The sequence below is a fragment of the Pseudonocardia sp. Ae150A_Ps1 genome (genome assembly GCF_001932315.1).
In the GTDB taxonomy this organism is placed as follows: Bacteria; Actinomycetota; Actinomycetes; order Mycobacteriales; family Pseudonocardiaceae; genus Pseudonocardia.
On sequence record NZ_MCIJ01000001.1, the window covers coordinates 3,719,111 to 3,739,579 of the forward strand.

Annotated in this window: 19 protein-coding genes and 1 pseudogene; 12 read left to right on the plus strand and 8 right to left on the minus strand. The window is 72.9% G+C overall.

Annotation, left to right across the window (positions count from 1 at the left end; genetic code table 11):
• Window positions 1-344 precede the first annotated feature (344 nt).
• From Ae150APs1_RS17380 to Ae150APs1_RS17390, 3 genes are all read left to right on the plus strand, one after another.
• The gene (locus tag Ae150APs1_RS17380) at window positions 345-2,168 is read left to right on the plus strand and encodes an acyltransferase (RefSeq protein WP_083680190.1); all 1,824 of its coding nucleotides are present in this window, start codon (window positions 345-347) and stop codon (window positions 2,166-2,168) included.
• 164 nt (window positions 2,169-2,332) lie between these two features.
• Window positions 2,333-3,010, plus strand: coding sequence for a hypothetical protein (locus Ae150APs1_RS17385; protein WP_075298984.1), 678 nt, complete (start codon window positions 2,333-2,335; stop codon window positions 3,008-3,010).
• Window positions 3,011-3,033: 23 nt separating this feature from the next.
• Complete coding sequence (locus tag Ae150APs1_RS17390) at window positions 3,034-3,684, plus strand: nitroreductase family protein (RefSeq protein ID WP_075298986.1); 651 nt, start codon at window positions 3,034-3,036, stop codon at window positions 3,682-3,684.
• 18 nt (window positions 3,685-3,702) lie between these two features.
• Here the strand turns inward: Ae150APs1_RS17390 and Ae150APs1_RS17395 are convergent, their stop codons facing one another.
• A complete protein-coding gene (locus tag Ae150APs1_RS17395; protein WP_010243854.1) occupies window positions 3,703-4,458 on the minus strand; it encodes a decaprenylphospho-beta-D-erythro-pentofuranosid-2-ulose 2-reductase in 756 nt (251 codons plus the stop codon).
• A gap of 16 nt (window positions 4,459-4,474) precedes the next feature.
• Window positions 4,475-5,881 (minus strand): FAD-binding oxidoreductase, encoded by a 1,407-nt coding sequence (locus Ae150APs1_RS17400; protein ID WP_075298988.1) that lies wholly within the window; start codon window positions 5,879-5,881, stop codon window positions 4,475-4,477.
• A gap of 192 nt (window positions 5,882-6,073) precedes the next feature.
• Here Ae150APs1_RS17400 and Ae150APs1_RS33690 point away from each other — a divergent pair.
• Together Ae150APs1_RS33690 and Ae150APs1_RS17405 are read left to right on the plus strand one after the other, a co-directional pair.
• A pseudogene (locus Ae150APs1_RS33690) lies at window positions 6,074-6,241 on the plus strand (helix-turn-helix domain-containing protein); the annotation flags it as partial.
• A complete protein-coding gene (locus tag Ae150APs1_RS17405; RefSeq protein ID WP_249266375.1) occupies window positions 6,234-7,283 on the plus strand; it encodes a DDE-type integrase/transposase/recombinase in 1,050 nt (349 codons plus the stop codon). The pseudogene Ae150APs1_RS33690 and the gene Ae150APs1_RS17405, both read left to right, overlap by 8 nt.
• 68 nt (window positions 7,284-7,351) lie before the next feature.
• Here Ae150APs1_RS17405 and leuA read toward each other — a convergent pair whose 3' ends face one another.
• Window positions 7,352-9,148, minus strand: a complete 1,797-nt coding sequence (gene leuA, locus Ae150APs1_RS17410) for a 2-isopropylmalate synthase (protein ID WP_075298990.1) — start codon at window positions 9,146-9,148, stop codon at window positions 7,352-7,354.
• A 285-nt stretch (window positions 9,149-9,433) separates the two neighbouring features.
• Between leuA and Ae150APs1_RS17415 the strand changes: the two genes are divergently transcribed.
• Window positions 9,434-9,739 (plus strand): hypothetical protein, encoded by a 306-nt coding sequence (locus Ae150APs1_RS17415; RefSeq protein ID WP_075298992.1) that lies wholly within the window; start codon window positions 9,434-9,436, stop codon window positions 9,737-9,739.
• A 15-nt stretch (window positions 9,740-9,754) separates the two neighbouring features.
• On the opposite strand, the gene Ae150APs1_RS31305 is transcribed toward Ae150APs1_RS17415, so the two are convergent.
• Window positions 9,755-9,937, minus strand: coding sequence for a hypothetical protein (locus tag Ae150APs1_RS31305; protein WP_139316958.1), 183 nt, complete (start codon window positions 9,935-9,937; stop codon window positions 9,755-9,757).
• 56 nt (window positions 9,938-9,993) lie between these two features.
• Here Ae150APs1_RS31305 and Ae150APs1_RS17420 point away from each other — a divergent pair, with 56 nt between their 5' ends.
• From Ae150APs1_RS17420 to Ae150APs1_RS17430, 3 genes are all read left to right on the plus strand, one after another.
• Entirely contained in the window at window positions 9,994-10,482 is a 489-nt protein-coding gene (locus Ae150APs1_RS17420; protein WP_010243961.1) for a CGNR zinc finger domain-containing protein, read from the plus strand.
• A gap of 226 nt (window positions 10,483-10,708) precedes the next feature.
• Window positions 10,709-11,974: an aspartate kinase gene (locus Ae150APs1_RS17425; RefSeq protein WP_075298994.1), complete on the plus strand. Its 1,266-nt coding sequence runs from the start codon at window positions 10,709-10,711 to the stop codon at window positions 11,972-11,974.
• A gap of 6 nt (window positions 11,975-11,980) precedes the next feature.
• Entirely contained in the window at window positions 11,981-13,060 is a 1,080-nt protein-coding gene (locus Ae150APs1_RS17430) for an aspartate-semialdehyde dehydrogenase (protein ID WP_075298996.1), read from the plus strand.
• Between the two features lie 75 nt (window positions 13,061-13,135).
• Here Ae150APs1_RS17430 and Ae150APs1_RS17435 read toward each other — a convergent pair whose 3' ends face one another.
• Window positions 13,136-14,158: an endonuclease/exonuclease/phosphatase family protein gene (locus Ae150APs1_RS17435; RefSeq protein WP_075298998.1), complete on the minus strand. Its 1,023-nt coding sequence runs from the start codon at window positions 14,156-14,158 to the stop codon at window positions 13,136-13,138.
• A gap of 184 nt (window positions 14,159-14,342) precedes the next feature.
• Window positions 14,343-15,536 carry an MFS transporter gene (locus Ae150APs1_RS17440; RefSeq protein ID WP_075299000.1) on the minus strand — a complete coding sequence of 398 codons (1,194 nt, stop codon included), beginning with the start codon at window positions 15,534-15,536 and terminating at the stop codon, window positions 14,343-14,345.
• Window positions 15,537-15,670: 134 nt separating this feature from the next.
• Between Ae150APs1_RS17440 and Ae150APs1_RS17445 the strand changes: the two genes are divergently transcribed.
• Together Ae150APs1_RS17445 and arsC are read left to right on the plus strand one after the other, a co-directional pair.
• Complete coding sequence (locus tag Ae150APs1_RS17445; protein ID WP_075299002.1) at window positions 15,671-17,122, plus strand: catalase; 1,452 nt, start codon at window positions 15,671-15,673, stop codon at window positions 17,120-17,122.
• 64 nt (window positions 17,123-17,186) lie between these two features.
• A complete protein-coding gene (arsC, locus tag Ae150APs1_RS17450; protein WP_075299004.1) occupies window positions 17,187-17,531 on the plus strand; it encodes an arsenate reductase (glutaredoxin) in 345 nt (114 codons plus the stop codon).
• Between the two features lie 7 nt (window positions 17,532-17,538).
• Here the strand turns inward: arsC and Ae150APs1_RS17455 are convergent, their stop codons facing one another.
• Window positions 17,539-19,380 (minus strand): prolyl oligopeptidase family serine peptidase, encoded by a 1,842-nt coding sequence (locus Ae150APs1_RS17455; protein ID WP_075299006.1) that lies wholly within the window; start codon window positions 19,378-19,380, stop codon window positions 17,539-17,541.
• A gap of 77 nt (window positions 19,381-19,457) precedes the next feature.
• Here Ae150APs1_RS17455 and Ae150APs1_RS17460 point away from each other — a divergent pair, with 77 nt between their 5' ends.
• On the plus strand, window positions 19,458-19,859 hold the full coding sequence (locus tag Ae150APs1_RS17460) for a hypothetical protein (RefSeq protein ID WP_139316960.1): 402 nt from the start codon (window positions 19,458-19,460) through the stop codon (window positions 19,857-19,859).
• Between the two features lie 8 nt (window positions 19,860-19,867).
• Here Ae150APs1_RS17460 and Ae150APs1_RS17465 read toward each other — a convergent pair whose 3' ends face one another.
• The gene (locus Ae150APs1_RS17465) at window positions 19,868-20,464 is read right to left on the minus strand and encodes a TetR/AcrR family transcriptional regulator (protein WP_010225699.1); all 597 of its coding nucleotides are present in this window, start codon (window positions 20,462-20,464) and stop codon (window positions 19,868-19,870) included.
• Window positions 20,465-20,469 lie beyond the last annotated feature (5 nt).

The following is a 20,469-nucleotide window of genomic DNA, read 5'->3' on the forward strand; positions in this document are numbered from 1 at the left end:
TGCCCGCGCGGGCCGGGATTCGCTCGGCCGGGGTATCAAGGTCGTGTACAGCCGGTAGTCGTCATGCTCAGTTACGGTATGCGACATTCGGGCCCATTTCGGGGGTCACCGGTGACGGTGACGCGCAATTCTCGTTGGCCCCGTCGTGAGCATCCACGCCCCCGAGCGTTCCGCGGCCGACGGTCCGGCCGCGGTGACGTCAGGCACCCCCGACGTACCGCCCGAGCTGGGCGGGACGGCGTCGGCCGGCGTCCAGGAGGGGCGTGGGGAGGTCGCCGCGCTGACCGGTCTGCGGATCGTCGCGGCGCTCTGGGTGGTCGCGTTCCATTTCCATTTCACCCCCGATGCCAGGGGTCGAGATGGTCACCGACTGGCTCGGTCCGCTGGTCACACAGGGTGCCTTCGGGGTGGACCTGTTCTTCGTCCTGAGCGGCTTCGTCATCGCCTGGACGTACCTGGAGCAGCTCGGTCCGCGGCTGCGGGCGCGGGAGGCAGGCCGGTTCGTCTGGGCCCGGGTGGCACGGATGTGGCCGGCCTACGCCGTCGTCTTCCACCTCTTCGGGGTGTGGCTGGTGGCCCGGGCGGTGTTCGGGGACACCGACGAGGTCGCCTACCAGGCCGTGCAGCCGTCGCTGGGCGTCGTGGCGTGGTTCGAGCAACTCGTCGGGATCCAGATGTGGACCGAGCCGTACCTGGACGGAGCGTCCTGGGTCGGGCCGACCTGGTCGATCAGCGCGGAGTGGCTCGCCTACCTGCTGTTCCCGCTGCTCGCGGTGGTGTTCTTCCGCCTGCGGAACCTGCCGTTCGTGGTCCTCGCCGCCGGGTCGCTGCTCTGCGTCGCGCCGCTGGCCGCGGCGTTCGTCGTGGTCGGGTCGCCCTACTACCCGTACAGCTGGCTGGTGCGGGTCCTCGGCGGGTTCTCCGCCGGTGTGCTCGCGATGCTGGCGGTGCGCAGGCTGCGCGGCCGGGACGTCGCGTCCGCCGCGTCGTCGGTCGCGACGTTCGCCGCGGTGGCCGTCCCGTTCGTCCTCCTCGCCGGCGCCGCCCACGGCGGCGGGCTGCACGGCACGGCCGTCCTGCTCTTCCCGGTCCTCGTCGGTGCGCTCGCGCTCGCCGACCGCGGACCGGTGCACCACCTGCTCACCCGTGCGCCCGTGGTGCACGGCGGGCGCGTCTCGTACGCGCTCTACCTCGTCCACATCCCCGTGTTCGAGGTCTTCTGGTTCCTGAGCGACTCGGGTGTCGTCCCCGCCGGCGGCGAGACCGGACACCTGATCGCGCTCACCGTCTTCGTGGGGACTCTGCCCGTGGCACACCTGCTCTACACGCTCGTCGAACGTCCGGCCCGTCGCTGGCTGCGCGCGCTGCCCACCCGTCGTACGGCGGCGCCGGCCCGCCCGGACGCCGTCGAGCCGCCCGCGGCGCGGGCCGTGCTGCACATCGACTCCGACGCAGCCCGTCGCGACCCGGAGACCTCCGTGCTGCCGGTGATCACCGCGGAGAGCGACGTGGCCGCCACCGAGGCACTGCCGGTCCAGTCCCGCGGGCCGGCCGGCCACACTGTGGACAACCCTGTGGACACCGTGCGTGGACAGCGCCCTGCCCCGGCCGTCGCCCCGCGGCCCCGCCGCGAGCACGCGGCACCGGCCCGGCCGGTGGCGCAGACCACGGACGAGCCCGCCCCGGCCGGGTCGGCCCGCTGGGTGCTCGACCGGCTGGCCGCGGCCCGCTCCGCCGGTGTCGACGGGCCGGGCGACGGTGTCTCCGCGGACCTGGTCGCGGCGGCCCGGCTGCGCAGTGGCGGCCCGGGCACCGGGTCGGCGCTGTTCACTCCGACCGTCGACGGGCCGGGGGCCGCCGACCGGGTGGAGCGGCTGCGGTCGCTGCAGGCGGCCTCCCGCGCGGGCCGGCCGGACACCACCGGCGCCGCCGGTACCGGCACGACCACCGGCGACGCGCAGGTCCCGGCCGGGCGCGGCGGGGTCGTCCCGGCCCCGCGCGCCATCCGGTCGGCGGCGGCCCTTCCGGGCAGCCGCTCCGGTGCCGAGCACTGCGGTCGCGCCGGTCGCCGCCGGGACGACAGCCACTCCAGCGCCGCGACGCCGATCGTCGCCGCGTCGGGTGCGGCGGCCCGCCGTCGTCGCAAGCGGCCCGCGCACGGGGCCTGACCGGCCTGCACGACCTCCGCTGGGGAGCGGGAGACACCGGCCGTGCCCCGGACCGCCGCCGCGGTCCGGGGCACGGCCGCGTCGGGGGCCGGGGTACGGCGCCGCGGCCGGTCGCGACGGGTGAGAATGGCGGCGACCACCGTCGCCGAGACCCCTGTGGACCGATGATCCCCACGACCCCGCCGCGCGACGCCCTGCCGGACCCCACCCCGGCGCCGCCGGACAAGGCGTCCCGCCAGTGGTATCTGCGCCTGGTCCGGCTGTACCTGGGCCGCGGCCCCTACCTGGACGTCGCCGGCGCCGGTGGGCTGCTGCTGGCCGGGCTCGCGCGGTTCGGCCCCGTGTCCGGCCTCGCCGGCTCCGACGAGGAGGCGGCCGCCATGCGCGCGGGCGCCCCCGGCTACCCGGTCCACCGCCGCGTCGACGACCTGCCCGGCCCGCTGCCGTCGCTCACCGCGGTCGGGGTGCTGGACCGGACACCGGACTCCGCCCTCGGATCCGACACCGGCCCCGGTGGCTGGTTCCGGGCGCTGGAGCCGGGCGGCCACGTCCTCGTCGTCGCGACCGACGCGGAGGGCCGCGGGCGGGAGCTCACCGGGGCCCGCTGGGTGCCGCCGCGCGTCCCGCGCGGGCACGTACGGATCCGGGAGATCCTCGTCACGCACGGGTTCGAGATCGTCCGCGAGGGATCGGACGGCCTGACCGGAGGTCCCTACGGCGGCGTCCCCGCCCTGCTCGACCCGCGTACCGCGCCGGCCCGTGCGCAGCGCTCGTCGGGGCGGCTGACCCTCGACGCGGGAGCCGGCGAGCACGCCGTCCTGGTGGCCCGCAGGCCGGAGTGAGGTGTGCGGGGCAGGATGCGGGTATGACCGACGTTCTGGACCTGGGCCCCGACGAACTGCTGACCACCACCCGCTCGGTGCGCAAGCGCCTCGACCTGGACCGGCCGGTCCCGATGGACGTGGTCCGGGAGAGCCTCGAGGTTGCGCTGCAGGCCCCGAGCGGGTCGAACCAGCAGGGGTGGCACTGGCTGGTGATCACCGACGCGGAGAAGCGCAAGGCGGTCGGTGAGTACTACCGGCAGGCCTTCATAGCCTACCGCAACTCCTCGGCGTACCCGACCAACAGGACCTCGGGCGACGCCGACCGGGACGCCACCCAGAACCGCGTCGCGGACAGCGCGCTGTACCTCGCGGAGCGGATGAGCGACGTCCCGGTCCTGGTCATCGGCGCGCTGAAGGCCTCGGCGGACCTGCCGGCGAGCAACCAGGCCGGGCTGTGGGGCTCGCTGCTGCCCGCCGCGTGGAGCCTGCAGATCGCGCTGCGCGCCCGCGGGCTGGGCAGCGCCTGGACCACCCTGCACCTGCAGTACGAGAAGGAGATCTCGGAGCTGCTCGGTGTGCCGGCGGACGTCCGCCAGGGCGTGCTGCTGCCCGTCGCGTACTACACCGGCGACACCTTCAAGCCCGCGAAGCGGCAGCCGCTGGACACGGTCCTGCACGTCGACGGCTGGTGAGCCGCCGCGCGTCCCGCGTCAGATCGGCAGCTTGCGGAAGATCGGGCGCGGGACGTGCCGCAGGGCGCTCATCACGAACCGCATCGGGGCCGGTGCCCAGACCAGTTCCTTGCGGTTGCGCACCGCGTCGACGATGACGTCGCCGACCGCCTGCGGGGTGGTCGCGAGCGGCGCCGGGTCGAGCCCCTCGGTCATCTTCGAGTGGACGAAGCCGGGCCGGACGATCGTGACGGTCACGCCGAACTCGCGCAGCGCCTCGGTCAGGCCGGTGTAGAACGCGTCCATCCCGGCCTTGGTCGAGCCGTAGACGAAGTTCGAGCGCCGGGCCCGCTCACCGGCGACCGAGGAGATCGCGACGATCGAGCCGTGGCCCTGCTCGCGGAACCGCTCGGCCAGCGCGACGCCGGTCGACACGGTGGCGGTGTAGTTGACCTGGGCCAGCTCGACGGCGTGCTCGACGTCGGTCCAGCCGCGCTCGTTGTCCCCGAGCAGGCCGAACGCGACGACGGCGACGTCGATGTCCCCGCCGGCGAAGGCCTTCGTCACGACCTCCGCGTGGGTCTCGATCTTCGCGGCGTCGAACTCGACGGTCTCGACCCCGCAGCCGAGCTCCTCGAGCTCGGTGCGGGCCGCGTCGAGGCGGGGCCCGGGACGGGCGGCCAGCACGACCCGCAGCGGGCGGTCCGCGGCGAACGCACGGACCGTGGCGAGGCCGATCTCGGAGGTCCCGCCGAGCAGCAGGATGCTCTGCGGGTTGCCGACGGCGTCGATCATGTGGGGAGCTCCAGACTCAGAGTGCGAGGGAGAGGCGGCGGGACATGTCGGAGGCGAAGACGCCCGCCGGGTCGGCGGCGTCGCGGATCGCCTTCCACTCGTCGAACCGCGGGTAGCCGGCGGCGAACGCCTCCGGCGAGGTCCGCGACTCCTTGGCCAGGTACAGGCGGCCGCCCGCGGCGAGCACCAGCTCGTCGAGCTCGGTGCAGAACCGGGACAGGCCGGGCGCGATCGGGAAGTCGACGGTGATCGTCCAGCCCTTGGTGGGGAAGGACAGCGGCGCGTCGTTGCCGTCGCCGAACCGCTTGAACACGTTCAGCCCGGACTTGTGCGGGGACCGCGTGATGCGCTCGACGATCCGGCGCAGCGCGGCCTCCTCGCCCATCGGGACGACGAACTGGTACTGCAGGAAGCCCTTCGAACCGAAGATCCGGTTCCACTCACCGAAGAGGTCGAGCACCTGGTAGAAGGCGGTGATGTTCTGCACGGCGCCGCGCTGGCGGCGCGGGGCCTTGCGGAACCAGAGCTCGCTGAACGCGGTCAGCGACAGCTTGTTGGCCAGCCCGTTCGGGAAGACGTCGGGGAAGGTCAGCAGCTGCGGGGCGTCGAACTTCAGCGGCTCGGCGCGCAGCTTCTCCGGGAGCTGGTCGACGGTCGCCAGCGAGCCGCGGGTGAGGACCGAGCGGCCCGTCCGCGCCCCGGTGGCGGTGGTGTCGAACCAGGCGGCGGAGTAGCCGTAGGTGTCGTCGGAGCCGTCGGTGAGCAGCTCCAGCAGGCCGTCGAGGTCGTCGGTTCGGTCGATGTCGACCACGAAGTACGCCGACTCGGTGCGGTGCAGCCGCACCTTCGCCCGCACGACGACGCCGGTCAGGCCCATGCCGCCGACGGTCGCCCAGAACAGGTCCTTCTCGGGACCGTCCGGGGTCAGCTCCTTCACCGAGCCGTCGGCGGTCACCAGCTGCAGCCACTCGACGTGGTTGCCGAAGCTGCCCTTGGTGTGGTGGTTCTTGCCGTGCACGTCGGCACCGATCGCGCCGCCGATCGTGACCTGGCGGGTGCCGGGCAGCACCGGGACCCACAGCCCCAGCGGCAGCGCGGCCCGCATCAGCTGGTCGAGCGAGACGCCGGCGTCGACGTCGGCGACGCCGGAGCCCTCGTCGATCGCGTGGATCCGGTTCATCCCGGGCATGTCCAGGACGACCCCGCCCGCGTTCTGCGCGGGATCACCGTACGAGCGGCCGAGGCCGCGGGCGATGATCCCGCGGTCGCCTGCGGTGCGAACCGCCTCGGCGACGTCCTCGGCGCCGCGCGGGGTGACGAGCTGCGCGAGCGTGGGTGCGGTCCGTCCCCAGCCGTGCAGGGACGCGGTCCGGCGCGCCGGGGCGTCGGTCCTGATGCTGGTGGGAACGGTCGTGTCCGTCATCGCCGCCCAGGCTACCGAGAGGGCGCTCCGCGCCCGTGAGTGGTTACCGTGGTCCGGACCGCGTGCCTGTTCTCAGGACATCCGACACAGTTGATGTCTCGGCACATCGAGGACACTGAGTAGCCCGCTGGCCGGGTTGGTCGATCCTGGTGATCGGCCAGCCTGGTCCAGGTGGGTGGAACAGGGTTCGAGATGGATCCCGACCGCGTCGCGGCGGTCGCCCGGGCCGCCGCCGGGCAAGAGATCAACATCGCTCGGGTGTGCCGAGAACTCGGCGTGTCCCGGTCGGTGTTCTATCGCAAGCTGTCCCGTTTCCGAGACCAGGGCAGCACCGGTCTGGCACCGCGTTCACGTGCTCCGCACACCCGTCCCAGCGCGGTGGCCGAACACGTGGCCGAGGCGGTGGTGCGGGCCCGCAAAGAACTCGCCGACCAGGGCTGGGACCACGGAGCCCAGACCATCCGCTGGCGGCTGCTCGACGCGGCCCGCCCCGGCAGCGGCCCTGGCAGTAGCGGCGGCAGCGGCCCGGCACTCGAGCAGGCCGAGGTCCCGTCGCGGGCCACGATCCACCGGCTGCTGGCCGACCGCGGCCAGATCACCCCGCAACCACGTAAACGACCCCGCCGCAGCACGCACCGGTTCGTCCACCCGGCCGGCCCCGAACGCGGTCTGGCAGATCGACGGCGCCCGGACCGTACTGGCCGATGGCCGGCGCGCCACGGTGGTGCAGGTCATCGACGACCACTCCCGGCTCGACATCGCCTGCCACGCCGCGAGCAGCGAGAACGGCGAGGCCGCCTGGGCCGCGCTCAGCGCCGGCTTCGCCCGCTACGGCCACCCGGCCTGCGTGCTCTCCGACAACGGCACCGCCTTCTCCGGCCGGCGCCGCCAGTGGCCCCTGGTCGACCTCGAACGCCGCCTGGCCGCGCTGGGCATCACCACCATCGTGTCCTCGATCGGACACCCACAGACCTGCGGGAAGAACGAACGCGCCCACCAGACCCTGCAACGCTGGCTCGCCGCCCGACCCACCCCGGCCACCCTGACCGAACTCCAGAACCTGCTCGAGACCTACCGGCAGGGCTACAACCACCGCCGCCACCAAAGCCTCGACGGCGACACCCCGCACCAGCGTTTCCACACCCGCGAACCCGCCCGACCGGCTGGACCCGCACCCCGCATCGCCGGACACCTCACCCGCACCGTCTCCGAGACCGGAGTCATCAGCTTCTCCGGAACCTCGATCGGTCTGGGCCGCCGCCACGCCGGCACCACCGCGGAGGTGTTCTGGCAAGGCGACCGCGTCACCATCCTCATCGACGACGCGGTCGCCGCCAGCCTTACCCTCGATCGCAGCGTCCGCTACCAGCGGACCACCAGCAAACCGTCCACGATGTGCTGAGACAGATCTGTCTTAGATGTGCTGAGACACGACACGCGGTCCGGACCGCGACAACCACTCACGAGCGTTTACCGCAGTGCCCGGTTGATCGCGCTCACGACGGCCTTGAGGCTCGCGCTGGTGATCGAGCTGTCGATGCCCACGCCCCAGAAGACCTTCTCGTCGACGGCGCACTCGACGTAGGCCGCGGCGCGGGCGTCGTCCCCGCCGCCCATGGCGTGCTCGTGGTAGTCGAGGACGCGGACGTCGAACCCGATGCCGGCCAGCGCGTCGACGAACGCGGCGATGGGGCCGTTGCCGGAGCCGGTGATCTCGTGCAGGTCGGACTCCACCCGGACGGTCGCGACGATCTCGTCGCGGCCCCCGCCGTCGCTCGAGATCCGGTGCCGCACGAGCTTGAGCGGGGTCTCGCGGCCCAGGTACTCGGTGTCGAACGCGTCGCGCATCGTCTTCGGCTCGACCTCACCGCCCTCGGTGTCGGTGTAGGCCTGGATCACGTGCGAGAACTCGATCTGGAGCCGGCGCGGCAGCTCCATCTGGTGCTCGGTCTTCATGACGTAGGCGATGCCGCCCTTGCCGGACTGCGAGTTGACCCGGATGACGGCCTCGTAGGTGCGGCCGATGTCCTTCGGGTCGACCGGCAGGTACGGGACCTCCCACGGGTGCTCCTCGACCGGGTGCCCGGCCTCGGCGGTCTCGGCGCGCATCGCGTCGAAGCCCTTGTTGATCGCGTCCTGGTGGGAGCCGGAGAACGCGGTGTAGACCAGGTCGCCGCCCCAGGGGTGGCGCTCCGGGACCGGCAGCTGGTTGCAGTACTCGACGGTGCGGCGGACCTCGTCGATGTCCGAGAAGTCGATCTGCGGGTCGACGCCCTGCGTGAACAGGTTCATGCCCAGCGCGACCAGGTCGACGTTGCCGGTGCGCTCGCCGTTGCCGAACAGGCAGCCCTCGATCCGGTCGGCGCCGGCCTGGTAGCCCAGCTCGGCGGCGGCGATCCCGGAACCGCGGTCGTTGTGCGGGTGCAGGGACAGGACCAGCGCGTCGCGGCGGTCCAGGTGCCGGTGCATCCACTCGATGGAGTCGGCGTAGACGTTCGGGGTCGCCATCTCCACCGTCGCCGGCAGGTTGACGATCATCGGGTGCTCCGGCGTCGGCTGCCAGATCGCGGAGACCTGGTTGCAGACGTCGACGGCGTACTGCAGCTCGGTCCCGGTGTAGGACTCCGGCGAGTACTGGAAGGTCCAGTCGGTGTCCGGGTACTTCTCGGAGAAGCGCTGGACCTCCTCGGCGCCGTCGGTGGCGATCTTGGCGATCCCGGCGCGGTCGGAGCGGAACACGACCCGGCGCTGCAGGATCGACGTCGAGTTGTAGAGGTGGACGACCGCCGAGTGCGCGCCCTCGCAGGCGGCGAAGGTCCGCTCGATCAGCTCGGGACGGGCCTGGGTCAGGACCTGGATCTGGACGTCGTCCGGGATCGCGTCCTCGTCGATGATCTCGCGGACGAAGTCGAAGTCGGTCTGGCTGGCCGCCGGGAACCCGACCTCGATCTGCTTGTAGCCCATGCGTACCAGCAGGTCGAACATGCGGCGCTTGCGCAGCGGGCTCATCGGGTCGATCAGCGCCTGGTTGCCGTCGCGCAGGTCCACCGCGCACCACAGCGGGGCGCGGTCGATGACCTTGTCCGGCCAGGTGCGGTCCGGCAGCGAGACCGGTTCGACCAGCTGATGGAAGGGCTTGTACCGGTGGAACGGCATCTGCGAGCCCCGCTGGCGGTTCCAGGCGGGCTGGGCGGCGTGCGGGGCACCCGCGGGGGTGCGGACGTTGCTGCTGGCGCGGGACTCGTACGCGTCCGGGGACGTGGTCACTTCGGTGCTCCATGTGTGCGCTTCGGCGGTCGTCGACCGGCGGACACGCGAAACCCCGCGACGAGGGGCCGGTCGGTCAGACCCCGCCGCGGCGGCGAAGGAGCAGGCGCGCCATGGACCCCATGTTAGACCCGGACCCCCGTTGCACGGCAACCCGGAGACCCGATCGATCGTTGCCGGGTCGCAACGAAGTGATCACAACTGTGGGCGTTCCCCCTCGTTGGACCGGCAGCGAAGGCGCTCCGGGTGCGAACATGGCACCCGTCACGATGTGGAGGGTGTGCGATGGCGGCAACCGTGGGAACCACCGTGCGGCAGGGGATCGGGATCATCGCGACGATCGTGCGGATCGTCGGGCTGGTCATCGTCGCGATCCTGGTCGCACACATCGTGCTGACCCTGCTCGACGCGAACCCGCAGAACTTCCTGACGGAGTTCGTCTCGACCTGGGCCGCACAGTTCAACCTGGGCCTGGCGAACCTGTTCACCCCCGAGCAGCCGAAGATGGCGGTGACGCTGAACTACGGCGTCGCGGCGATCCTCTGGATGATCGTGACGGCCGTGGTCGTCCGGCTGCTGCGCCGCGTCTAGTCCGGATCCGGACCGTCAGGACGCGACCCGGCGTCCGGGGAAGGGCTCGGCCACCGTCCCGGACGTGGCCGGCGCCGCCTCCTGCGCTGCCATGTGGATGCGCCACGACCCGCATCGGCACCGCAGGTAGCTGACGACGCCGTCGGACGTCCGGTGACGGGACACCGGTTCCCACTCGTGTTCCAGGGGTGTGCTCACGACGACGACGGTGCTGTAATGCCTCAGTGCACATCAACCCTTACGGTCGTGATCCCGTGCTGCTCGCCGCCGACCTCGCGAACGACCCGCCGTCGTCGCTCCGGGAGCTGGCCGAGCGGGCGGTGGCCGCGGGCGTCGCGCGGGAGTGGGAGCCGGTCGAGGCCGATCTCGGCGCGGTCCGCGTCCTGCTGGAACGCTGGACCGCCGTCGTCGACGCCGGTCCGGGCGCCGAGCGCGCCCGGCTCCTGAACGCGCTGCTCGCGGAGGGGACCGGTCCGCCCCGCCTGACCGACCACGACGGGCACTGGCACCTCCACCACCGCGACGACGGGCTCGGCCTGGCCGGGGTGCTGCACGCGCTGATCGCGATGGGCACCGCGACGCACCTGGCGACGAAGGGGATGGACCGGCTCGGGCGCTGCGCCGCCCCGGAGTGCGGACGGGTGTACGCCGACGTCTCCCGGACCGGCCGGCAGCGGTACTGCAGCGCCCGCTGCGGGAACACCGACGCCGTCCGGCGGCACCGGCGGCGGGCTGCTGCCTGACCGCATGTACCCGCGGGGCCGCGCGCGGCGCGGGATACCCGATCGGGGCCGCGAAGGCCCGCCCGTGTGGGCTGCGTCATCGAGGCCGGGCCAGAGCCTGAAATCGGGTGCCCCCGCCGGTAGTGTGCCGTTCCGACCAGCGCCGCGGGTGTGTCCCCACGCGTTCCCGCGGCCCAGAGAGAGCACCCGACGGCTCCGGACCCCGGAGCCAGGACAGGAGGTCGGCGTGGCCCTCGTCGTGCAGAAGTACGGCGGTTCGTCGGTCGAGAGCGCGGAACGCATCAAGAAGGTCGCGGAGCGCATCGTCCGTACCCGCAAGGAGGGCCATGACGTCGTCGTCGTCGTGTCCGCCATGGGGGACACCACGGACGAACTGACCGATCTCGCCGAGCAGATCTCGCCCAAGCCCCCGGCCCGCGAGATGGACATGCTCCTCACCGCCGGTGAGCGGATCTCGAACGCCCTCGTGGCGATGGCGATCCACTCGCTCGGGGCCGAGGCCCGCTCGTTCACCGGCTCCCAGGCCGGCATGCTCACCACCTCGAAGCACGGCGACGCGCGGATCACCGAGGTGAACCCGTACCGGCTGCGCGAGGCGCTGGACGAGGGGCACATCGTCCTCGTCGCCGGCTTCCAGGGGATGAGCGCGGACTCGAAGGACATCACCACGCTCGGCCGCGGCGGGTCGGACACGACCGCCGTCGCCCTCGCCGCGGCGCTGAACGCCGACGTCTGCGAGATCTACTCGGACGTGGACGGCGTGTTCTCCGCCGACCCGCGGATCGTCCCGAAGGCCAGCCTGCTGGAGACGGTGACCTACGAGGAGATGCTCGAGCTCGCCGCGTCCGGGGCGAAGGTCCTGCATCTGCGGGCGGTCGAGTACGCCCGCCGCTACGGCGTCCCGCTGCGGGTGCGCAGTTCCTACAACGACAAGCCGGGCACGCTGGTCTCCGGCTCGATCGAGGAGATTCCGTTGGAGAACCCGATCATCACCGGCGTCGCGCACGACCGGTCCGAGGGCAAGATCACGGTCACCGGTGTGCCGGACACCCCCGGCATGGCGGCGAAGATCTTCCGCACGGTCGCGGACGCGGAGATCAACATCGACATGGTCCTGCAGAACATCTCCAACGTCTCCGACAAGAAGACCGACATCACCTTCTCGCTGCCCCGCTCGAACGGCGACACCGCCGTCGCGGCGCTGGAGCGGGCGAAGTCCGAGATCGGCTTCTCCGAGATCATCTACGACAACGACATCGGCAAGGTGTCGCTGGTCGGCGCCGGCATGCGGAACCCCCCGGGCGTCACCGCGAAGTTCTGTGAGGCGCTCTCGGACGCCGGCATCAACATCGAGACCATGAACACCTCCGAGATCCGGATCTCGGTCATCTGCCGCTCGGACCAGCTGGACGACGCGGTGCAGGCGCTGCACGAGGCCTTCGAGCTCGGCGCCGAGGACGACGCGGTGGTCGCCGCGGGAACGGGCCGGTGAGCTGAGATGGCCATGGACAAGCCCGTACTGGCGCTGGTCGGCGCCACCGGTGCCGTCGGCACCACCATGATCGAGATCATCGACTCCCGCGAGTCCGTGCCGTGGGGCGAGATCCGCCTGATCGCCTCCGCCCGCTCGGCGGGCAAGGTGCTGCGGGTCCGCGGCGAGGACGTCACCGTCCTCGAGCTGAAGCCCGAGGTGTTCGACGGCGTCGACATCGCGATGTTCGACGTCCCGGACGAGGTCAGCGCCGAGTGGGCGCCGATCGCCGCGGCGCGCGGTGCCGTCGCGGTGGACAACTCGGGTGCGTTCCGGATGGACCCCGACGTGCCGCTGGTGGTGCCCGAGGTGAACCCGGAGAAGGTCACCGAGCGCCCCAAGGGGATCATCGCCAACCCGAACTGCACGACGCTGTCGATGATGGCGGCGATGGGTGCGCTGCACCGCGAGTTCGGACTGGAGTCGCTGGTCGTGGCCTCGTACCAGGCCGCGTCCGGTGCCGGGCAGCCCGGCATCGACCAGCTCTACGCCGAGATCGAGGCGGTGGCGGGCAAGCAGGCCGGCAACGTCTCGGGCGACGTCGCGAAGGCGCTGTCCGACGCCGGTGTCCCGGTCGGGTCCGAGGCAGGCTCGCCGTTCCCGGCGCCGCTGGCGCTCAACGTCGTGCCGTGGGCCGGGTCCCTCAAGGACGACGGCTGGTCGTCGGAGGAGCTGAAGGTCCGCAACGAGTCCCGCAAGATCCTCGGGATCCCGGAGCTCAAGGTCTCGGCGACCTGCGTCCGCGTCCCGGTGGTCACGACGCACGCGCTGTCGATCCACGCGACTTTCTCCCGCGAGGTGGCGGTCGACGCCGCCCGCAAGGTGCTGGGAGCCCAGCCGACGATCGTCGTCAAGGACGACCCGGCGGCCGGCGAGTGGCCGACCCCGGCCGACGCCGTCGGCGGGGACCCGACCGTGGTGGGCCGGATCCGGCAGGCGCTGGACTTCCCGAACACCCTCGAGCTGTTCGTCTGCGGCGACAACCTGCGCAAGGGTGCCGCGCTGAACACCTACGAGGTCGCGGAGACGGTCGCCGCCGCAGGCTGACCGGACCCGCCGCACGTACCGACGGCCGCCGCCCGGACTCCCGGGACGGCGGCCGTCGTCGTGTGTGGGGCCGGCTCAGGGGAGCCGCAGCGTCGTGACGACGGCCCGGTGGTCGGTGCCCGGCACGACGTGCGTCGAGAACGACTCGGCGGTGATGCCGCCGGTGGACAGCACGTGGTCGATCTGCGGGCCCAGCCAGGCAGGCGCCCAGGTCGGCCAGGTGCCGGACAGCCCGTTGCCGGTCTGTGCCGCCGCGTCGCCGCACCCGGCGGTCGCCTCGCGGAACACCGAGTGGTCGAGCGTGGCGTTGAAGTCCCCGGCGATCACGGCGGGGGTGTCGCCCGAGCACCACTGCCCGACCGTCCCCAGGTCCGAGCGCCACTGGCCGACCGAGCGCGGCACCGGCGCGACCGAGTGGAACGCGACGAACCGCAGCTCGCCCAGCCCGCCGCCGGTCGCCTCCATGTAGGGGAAGCGGACGTCGTCGCCGGCGCGGGTGCGGACGTCGCCGAGGCGCTCCGCGATCGCGACCGTGTTGCCCGTGACGTCGGCCCGCCGGGGCGACACCGACGACTCGAGGCGGTAGCCCATCGGCTCGAGCAACGGCTCGAGCTGCTGCTTGTAGCGACCGCCGGCCTCGGGGATCGAGACGATGTCCGGGTCCTCGTCGTCGATCAGCGCGGCGAGCGATCCGGCGTCGGCCTCGCCCTCGTAGACGTTGAGGGCGAGGACCTTGAGGGTGCTCCCGCCCGAGGGGGGGGTGGCCGACGCCGTCGTGCGGGGGAGCACCAGCGAGGCGCCCACCAGCGCGATCAGCGCCAGGACGACGGGCACCGGCCAGAACCGCCGGGCGAACGCGGTGACGACGAGCGCGACCAGCACCAGGACCGTCAGCGCCGCGACCCCGAGGGGCCGGAACGCGATGAGCTGTGCGAACGGCGAGTAGGCGTCGAGCCCGACCAGGTCGGGGAGTGTGGCGCCGGCGGCACCGACACCCAGGAACAGCGCGAACGCCCACCGGACCGGCCCGAACCGGCGGCGGGGAGGCCCCCGGCGGATCGGCTGGGTCTCGGAGTCGGGGTGGGGTGGCGCGCTCACCCGGTCCAGTCTGCCCGAGCGGGCCGCCCCGGAGCGGAGGATCCGGGGGACGGTGCGCCGATCGCCTGTGGACCCTCTCAGACACCGGCTTGCGTGATCGCCCGTCGACCGCTCCACGCTGCCGGTACGCGGGTCGGCGCCTCCTGGACGGGAGGCCCGTGAGCTGTGTCTCCGCAGCGGACGGTCAGGTGCGCACCCGCATCAGCCACGCCGACATCCCGGCGAACACGACGGCGACCGAGCCGCACACGGCGATCGCGGCGCCCGGCGAGACGGCGTCGACGAGGAACCCGGACAGCGGGTTCGCGATGGCGATGCCGAGCGTCGTCGCCGAGCCCTGCAGACCGGTGACCAGCCCGCGGACCCGGTCCGGGGCGAGCCCGCCGACGGCGTCGCTGCCGGCGGCCAGCGTCGGTGCGACGAGAAGTCCGGCGGGGAGCAGGAGGAGCAGCAGGCCCCACCACGACGAGGCGAGCGCGGCCGGCAGCGTCAGCAGGCCGAGGACGGCGAGCAGCAGCGGGAGTGGCACGGCCCGGCGGGCGGCCCCGTAGGCGAACCCGCCGACCAGCGACGCCAGGCACCATCCGGCGTTGACCAGCGCGATCGCCCACGCCTGGTCGGCGGCGGTCAGCGCCGCGACGAACGCGAACTCGGTCCCCATGATCGCGATGACCGCGGCGGTCACCGTGAGCAGCGCACCCACCAGCGGGCGGGACAGCCAGCTGCGGACCGGTGGCCGGGGCTCGGAGCGGGCGGCGCCGCCGTCGGCGCGGACGGGTGGATCGAGCCACCACAGCGCCAGCCCGGCCAGCACGAACCCGGCCCCGATCACCCGCAGCGAGACCGCGGAGCCCAGCCACACCGTCAGCAGCGAGCCGATGGCCGGGCCGGTCATGTAGGACAGCTCGACCGACATCGAGTCCAGTGCGAACGCCGGACGCCGGTGCCCGGCCGGCACGATCGCCGCGATCACCTGCCGGACCAGGGAGAACACCGGCAACGTCAGGACGCCCGCGACGAACGCCGCAGCCAGCAGCCCGGCGTACCCCAGCAACGGGGCGACCGACCAGAACAGCAGGCCGGACGTCGTCGTCAGCACCACCATCGGGCGCAGCCCGAAGCGGTCGATCACCGAGCCCAGCAGGGGTGCGCCGACCGCCATCCCGGTGGGGACGGCCGCCGCGACCAGCCCGGCGGCGCCGAAGCCGTAGCCGAGCGTCAGGACCGTGTGCAGGGTCAGGGTGACGCCGACGGCCGTCGCGGGGATCCGGGCCGCGATGCCGATCCCGGTGATCGTGCCGACCCCCGGCCGTCGCAGGACGTCGGCGAAGGCGCCGATCCCGGAACGCGGTGGCGCGGTGGTCGTGGCATCGGGCACGTGTCCATCGTGCGGGGCGGTGTCCACCGGATTGCGGCCGGGCCGGCCGGATCCGGTTTGGCTCCGGAGGGCGCGGGAATCCCCGACGGGAACACCCGAACGAACGCCGACCACCACCACGAGGAGGCGCGGCAGTGACGAGCTCGCAGCCCAAGCCGACCACCACCGACTCCGGCAGCCCGGTCGCCAGCGACGAGCACTCGCTGACCATCGGTGCCGACGGTCCCATCGTGCTCAACGACCACTACCTGATCGAGCAGATGGCGAACTTCAACCGGGAGCGCATCCCGGAGCGCCAGCCGCACGCCAAGGGTGGCGGAGCGTTCCTGAGGTTCGAGACGACCGAGGACGTCTCGCGGTACACGAAGGCCTCGTTCCTGCAGCCCGGCGCGGAGACCCGCGGCGTGATCCGGTTCTCGACGGTCGCCGGGGAGCGGGGCAGCCCCGACACCTGGCGTGACCCGCGCGGGTTCTCGCTGAAGCTGTGGACCGACGAGGGCAACTGGGACATGGTCGGCAACAACACGCCGGTGTTCTTCGTCCGCGACCCGATGAAGTTCCAGCACTTCATCCGCTCGCAGAAGCGTCGCGTGTCCAACAACCTGCGCGACCACGACATGCAGTGGGACTTCTGGACGCTCTCCCCGGAGTCCGCGCACCAGGTGACCTGGCTGATGGGCGACCGCGGTGTCCCGAGGACCTGGCGGCACATGAACGGCTACTCCAGCCACACCTACAGCTGGATCAACGACGCCGGCGAGATGTTCTGGGTGAAGTACCACTTCAAGACCGACCAGGGTGTCGAGTGCCTGACCCAGGACGAGGCTGACCACCTCGCCGGGGCGGACGCCGACTACCACCAGCGCGACCTCTACGACCAGATCGAGGCAGGCAACCACCCGAGCTGGACGCTGTACGTGCAGGTCATGCCGTTCGCCGACGCGACGACCTACCGGTTCAACCCGTTCGACCTGACCAAGGTCTGGCCGCACGCCGACTACCCGCTGATCAAGGTCGGGACGCTGACCCTGGACCGGAACGTCGAGGACTACCACGCGGAGATGGAGCAGGCCGCGTTCGAGCCGAACAACCTGGTGCCGGGCACCGGGCTGTCGCCGGACCGGATGCTGCTGGCCCGCGGGTTCTCCTACGCGGACGCGCACCGCGCCCGGCTCGGCGTCAACTACAAGCAGATCCCGGTCAACGCGCCGCGGTCCGAGGTGAACAACTACGCCAAGGACGGCGCCATGCGGATCACGAACTCCCGTGACCCGATCTACGCGCCGAACTCCTACGGCGGGCCCGCCGCCGACCCGAAGCGGGTCGCGGAGGCGCAGTGGCACGCCGACGGCGACATGGTCCGGACCGCGTACGCCCTGCGCGAGCAGGACGACGACTGGGGCCAGGCCGGCACGATGGTCCGCGAGGTGTTCGACGACGCCGCGCGCGAGCGGTTCGTGGGCAACGTGGCCGGGCACCTGTCCGACGGCGTCACCGAGCCCATCCTCCAGCGCGCCTTCGAGTACTGGCGCAACGTCGACAAGGACATCGGCGACCGGATCGAGCAGGCCGTGCGAGGCGGCTGACGCCGCCCGTGAGTGGTTATCGTGGCTCTGGCCGCGATAACCACTCACGAGCGCCGGAGGCGCCATGGAGATCTGGCACAACCCGCGCTGTTCGAAGAGCCGCGCCACGCTCGCCCTGCTGCAGGAGCACGGCGTCGAGCCGGCCGTGCGGCGCTACCTGGACGCCCCGCCGTCGCGGGCCGAGATCGAGGGCGCGCTCGCCGCGCTCGGCACCGACGATCCGCTCGTGATCACCCGCACCGGCGAGGCCGCGTTCCGGGAGCAGGGCCTCAAGGGCGCTGACCGGGACACCCTGCTCGACGCCCTGGCCGCCGAGCCGAAGCTGATCGAGCGTCCGCTGGTGCGCTCCGGCGACCGGGCCGTGCTGGGCCGGCCGCCGGAGAACGTGCTGCCGCTGATCGAGGGCTGAGGCCGGATCAGCTGGCCAGGGCCCGGCGGACGAAGTCGACCTCGGTCGCGATCAGGTCCAGCTGGTCGGACACGACCAGCGACCCGTGGCCGGCGTCGAACCGGCTGACCTCGTAGGCGACGTCGTCGCGGCCGGCGAGGGCGTCCAGGTAGTTGTCGATCTGCCGGATCGGGCAGCGCGGGTCGTTCTCCCCGGCCAGGACCAGCACCGGCACCCGCACCGCGTCGACGTAGGTCAGCGGCGACGCCTCCCGGTAGAGGTTCGGCAGGTCGGCGGGGGAGCCGCCGAACAGCGCCCGGTCGAACGCCCGCAGCTGCTCCATCTCGTCGTCGTAGGCGGCCACGTAGTCGGCCACCGGCACCCCGGCGACGGCGGCCGCCCACCGCTCCGGCTGCGATCCCGCCGCGAGCAGCGCCAGGTAGCCGCCCCAGGACCAGCCGTCGACGGCGCAGCGGGCCGGGTCGACGGTGCCGTCCGCGACCAGCGCGTCCTGCACCGCGGCGACGTCGCCCAGCTCGGTCAGGCCCGGCCGGCCCTCGATCGCGTCCCGCCACGCCGAGCCGTACCCGGTGGAACCGCGGTAGTTGATCTCGACGACGGTGAACCCGGCGTCGACCCAGGTGGCGCGGCCGGCGTCGAACCGGTCCTCGTCGGCGGCGTGCGGGCCGCCGTGCAGCACGAACACCGCCGGTGCCGGGCGGTCGCCGGTCCGGGGTGCCTCGGTGACCAGGGTGTGCACGTCGCCACCGGGGCCGGTGGTCCAGACGTCGCGCACCGGCAGCGAGCCGGGCGGGCGCTCCCCGGGCGGCGCGACCAGGACGTCGTCGGTGCCGTCCGGGCGCAGCGCCCGGATCTGCGACGGGGTCGCCGCCGACGACGACGAGTACTCGACGGTGCCGTCCGCGCGGACCTCGGCGGAGCCGACGCAGCCCGGTGCCGTCGCCAGTTCGACGGGAGTGCCGGTGGCCAGGTCGTAGCGGAACAGCCGGGTCCGCGCCGCGTGCGTGTGCGCGATCAGCAGCGCGGACGCGTCCGGGTAGAAGCCGCCGACGAGCTCCCCGGGCAGGTCGACCTCCAGCTCGGTGACCGCCCCCGTGGTCGGGTCCCAGATCAGCAGCTCCTCGCGGCCACGGCGCTCGTGCGAGACCAGCAGCCGCTGGTCCCCGGCGACCGGCGCGAACTCCAGCGGGGCGAGCCCCTTGCCCGGACCGTCGTGCAGCTCGCCGACGACCCCGCCGCCGTCGAGGTCCAGCACCCGCAGCGACGGGTGGCGGGAGTCGCCGTGCTCGGAGTGCGAGATCGCGAGCAGCGTCTCGTCCTCGGACAGCGCGCCGACCCCGGCGTCCTCGGTGTGCCGGTAGACGACCCCGGCGGGTCCGGCCGAGCCGCGCTCGTGGACCAGCAGGGTGGTGCCGTCGTCGGTGGAGACGCCGACCGCGGTCCGCCGCCTGCCGATCTCCAGACCGGCCGGGTAGCCGTCACCGGCGCCGGGGACGGCGGGCTCGGTCGGCGCGCCGGCGGCCGCGGACCACGGCTGGGCGACCCAGTGCCCGAACTCGTCGCCGTCGGTGTCGGCGAACCACCACAGGTGCTCCCCGTCCGGCGGCAGGACGGCCGAGGTCGTGCCGTTGCGCCGGTCGGTCACCTGCCGGTGCTCGCCGGAGTCCCGGTCCCACACGTGGATCTCGAACGTGCCGGTCGCATTGGAGACGTAGGCGGTGCGGTTCGGCGCGTCGAGCGCCCAGTCCGGGCGGGACATCCGGACCGCCGTGAACCGCGAGCGCCAGCGCTGCTCGCGCTCGTCGTCGAAGAGCTTCTCGGGAACCGGGGCGGCGGGGTGGGACGTCACGCTCCCGATCGTGCCCAATGCCACGACCGGGTGTACCGGGCGGGGGTCACACCACCGGATCGGGCAGCATGGAGGGCATGCGGAGATCGGCCGGCCTGCTGTTCGCCGGTCTGCTGGTCGTGACGCCGCCGCTGGCGGCGTGCGGCACGGCGGGCGGCGCGGCGCAGGCCGGTCCGACCCGGGTCGCGACGGCCGATGCGAGCGGTCTCACCCCGGTGCGGTTCGACTTCTCCTCGGCCGCCGGGGTCGAGGCGGTGGGAACGGTCGTCGTACCCCGTGGGACGACGGTGGTGCTGACGGTCGGCAGCGACGTCGCACGACGGGTGCTGGTCCCCGAGCAGGGACGCGCCGTGGACGTCACCGCGGGCGGGACCGTCACGATCCGGTTCCTCGCCCTCGGCACGCTGTCGGTGCGGGTGGCCGAGCCGGGCGCGGACCGGGGCGGCACGGTGATCGGCCGCGTCGTGCCCCGGCACTGAGGCCCGGGTCAGGCCAGCGCGTCGGCGCGCTCGACGATCGCGCGCAGGCCCTCCGCGAGGTCCACGCCGCTCGGCGCGGACTCGGGGTCGAGCATCCACTGCACCATGACGCCGGTCAGCAGTGCCTGGTAGACGGCGCCGAGTACGTGCACCCGCCGGTCGGCGGCGGCCGGGTCGTCGTCGGGCAGGGTGTGGAAGGTCAGGGCGAGGCCCTCGCGGACCTCGTGCTGGGCCTCGGCGAGCTTGGCCCGCAGCTCGGGCAGGCGCTCCGCCTGGGCGAGCGCCTCGACGTGGGTGGCCCACAGCCGTCGCTGTGTGGAGAACAGGCTGATCACCCGGCCCCACGTGTCCTCCACCCGGCGGTCCGGGTCGGAGGTCGCGGCACCGTCGGGTTCGGCGAGTGCGCGGTCGAGCTCCTCGCCCCACGCGGTCGTGGCGCGTAGGAGGGCCTCGGTGAGCAGTGCGTCCTTCGACCCGAAGTGGTAGCCGATCGACGCGAGGTTCGTGCCGGAGGCGGCGACGACGTCACGGGCGGTGGTGCGGCCGAAGCCCTTCTCGTAGAGGCACTGCGCCGCCCCGTCCAGCAGCTCCTCGCGGTGTCCCATGATCG

Excerpts from the sequence above, each read along its gene's own strand:
- Ae150APs1_RS17390 (WP_075298986.1), top strand. The coding sequence starts at position 3,034 with ATGACCGACGTTCTGGACCTGGGCCCCGACGAACTGCTGACCACCACC.
- Ae150APs1_RS17460 (WP_139316960.1), top strand. The coding sequence starts at position 19,458 with ATGCGGAGATCGGCCGGCCTGCTGTTCGCCGGTCTGCTGGTCGTGACG.
- Ae150APs1_RS17395 (WP_010243854.1), bottom strand. The coding sequence starts at position 4,458 with ATGATCGACGCCGTCGGCAACCCGCAGAGCATCCTGCTGCTCGGCGGG.
- arsC (WP_075299004.1), top strand. The coding sequence starts at position 17,187 with ATGGAGATCTGGCACAACCCGCGCTGTTCGAAGAGCCGCGCCACGCTC.
- Ae150APs1_RS17385 (WP_075298984.1), top strand. The coding sequence starts at position 2,333 with ATGATCCCCACGACCCCGCCGCGCGACGCCCTGCCGGACCCCACCCCG.
- Ae150APs1_RS17380 (WP_083680190.1), top strand. The coding sequence starts at position 345 with ATGCCAGGGGTCGAGATGGTCACCGACTGGCTCGGTCCGCTGGTCACA.
- Ae150APs1_RS17400 (WP_075298988.1), bottom strand. The coding sequence starts at position 5,881 with ATGACGGACACGACCGTTCCCACCAGCATCAGGACCGACGCCCCGGCG.
- Ae150APs1_RS17430 (WP_075298996.1), top strand. The coding sequence starts at position 11,981 with ATGGCCATGGACAAGCCCGTACTGGCGCTGGTCGGCGCCACCGGTGCC.
- Ae150APs1_RS17415 (WP_075298992.1), top strand. The coding sequence starts at position 9,434 with ATGGCGGCAACCGTGGGAACCACCGTGCGGCAGGGGATCGGGATCATC.
- Ae150APs1_RS17465 (WP_010225699.1), bottom strand. The coding sequence starts at position 20,464 with ATGGGACACCGCGAGGAGCTGCTGGACGGGGCGGCGCAGTGCCTCTAC.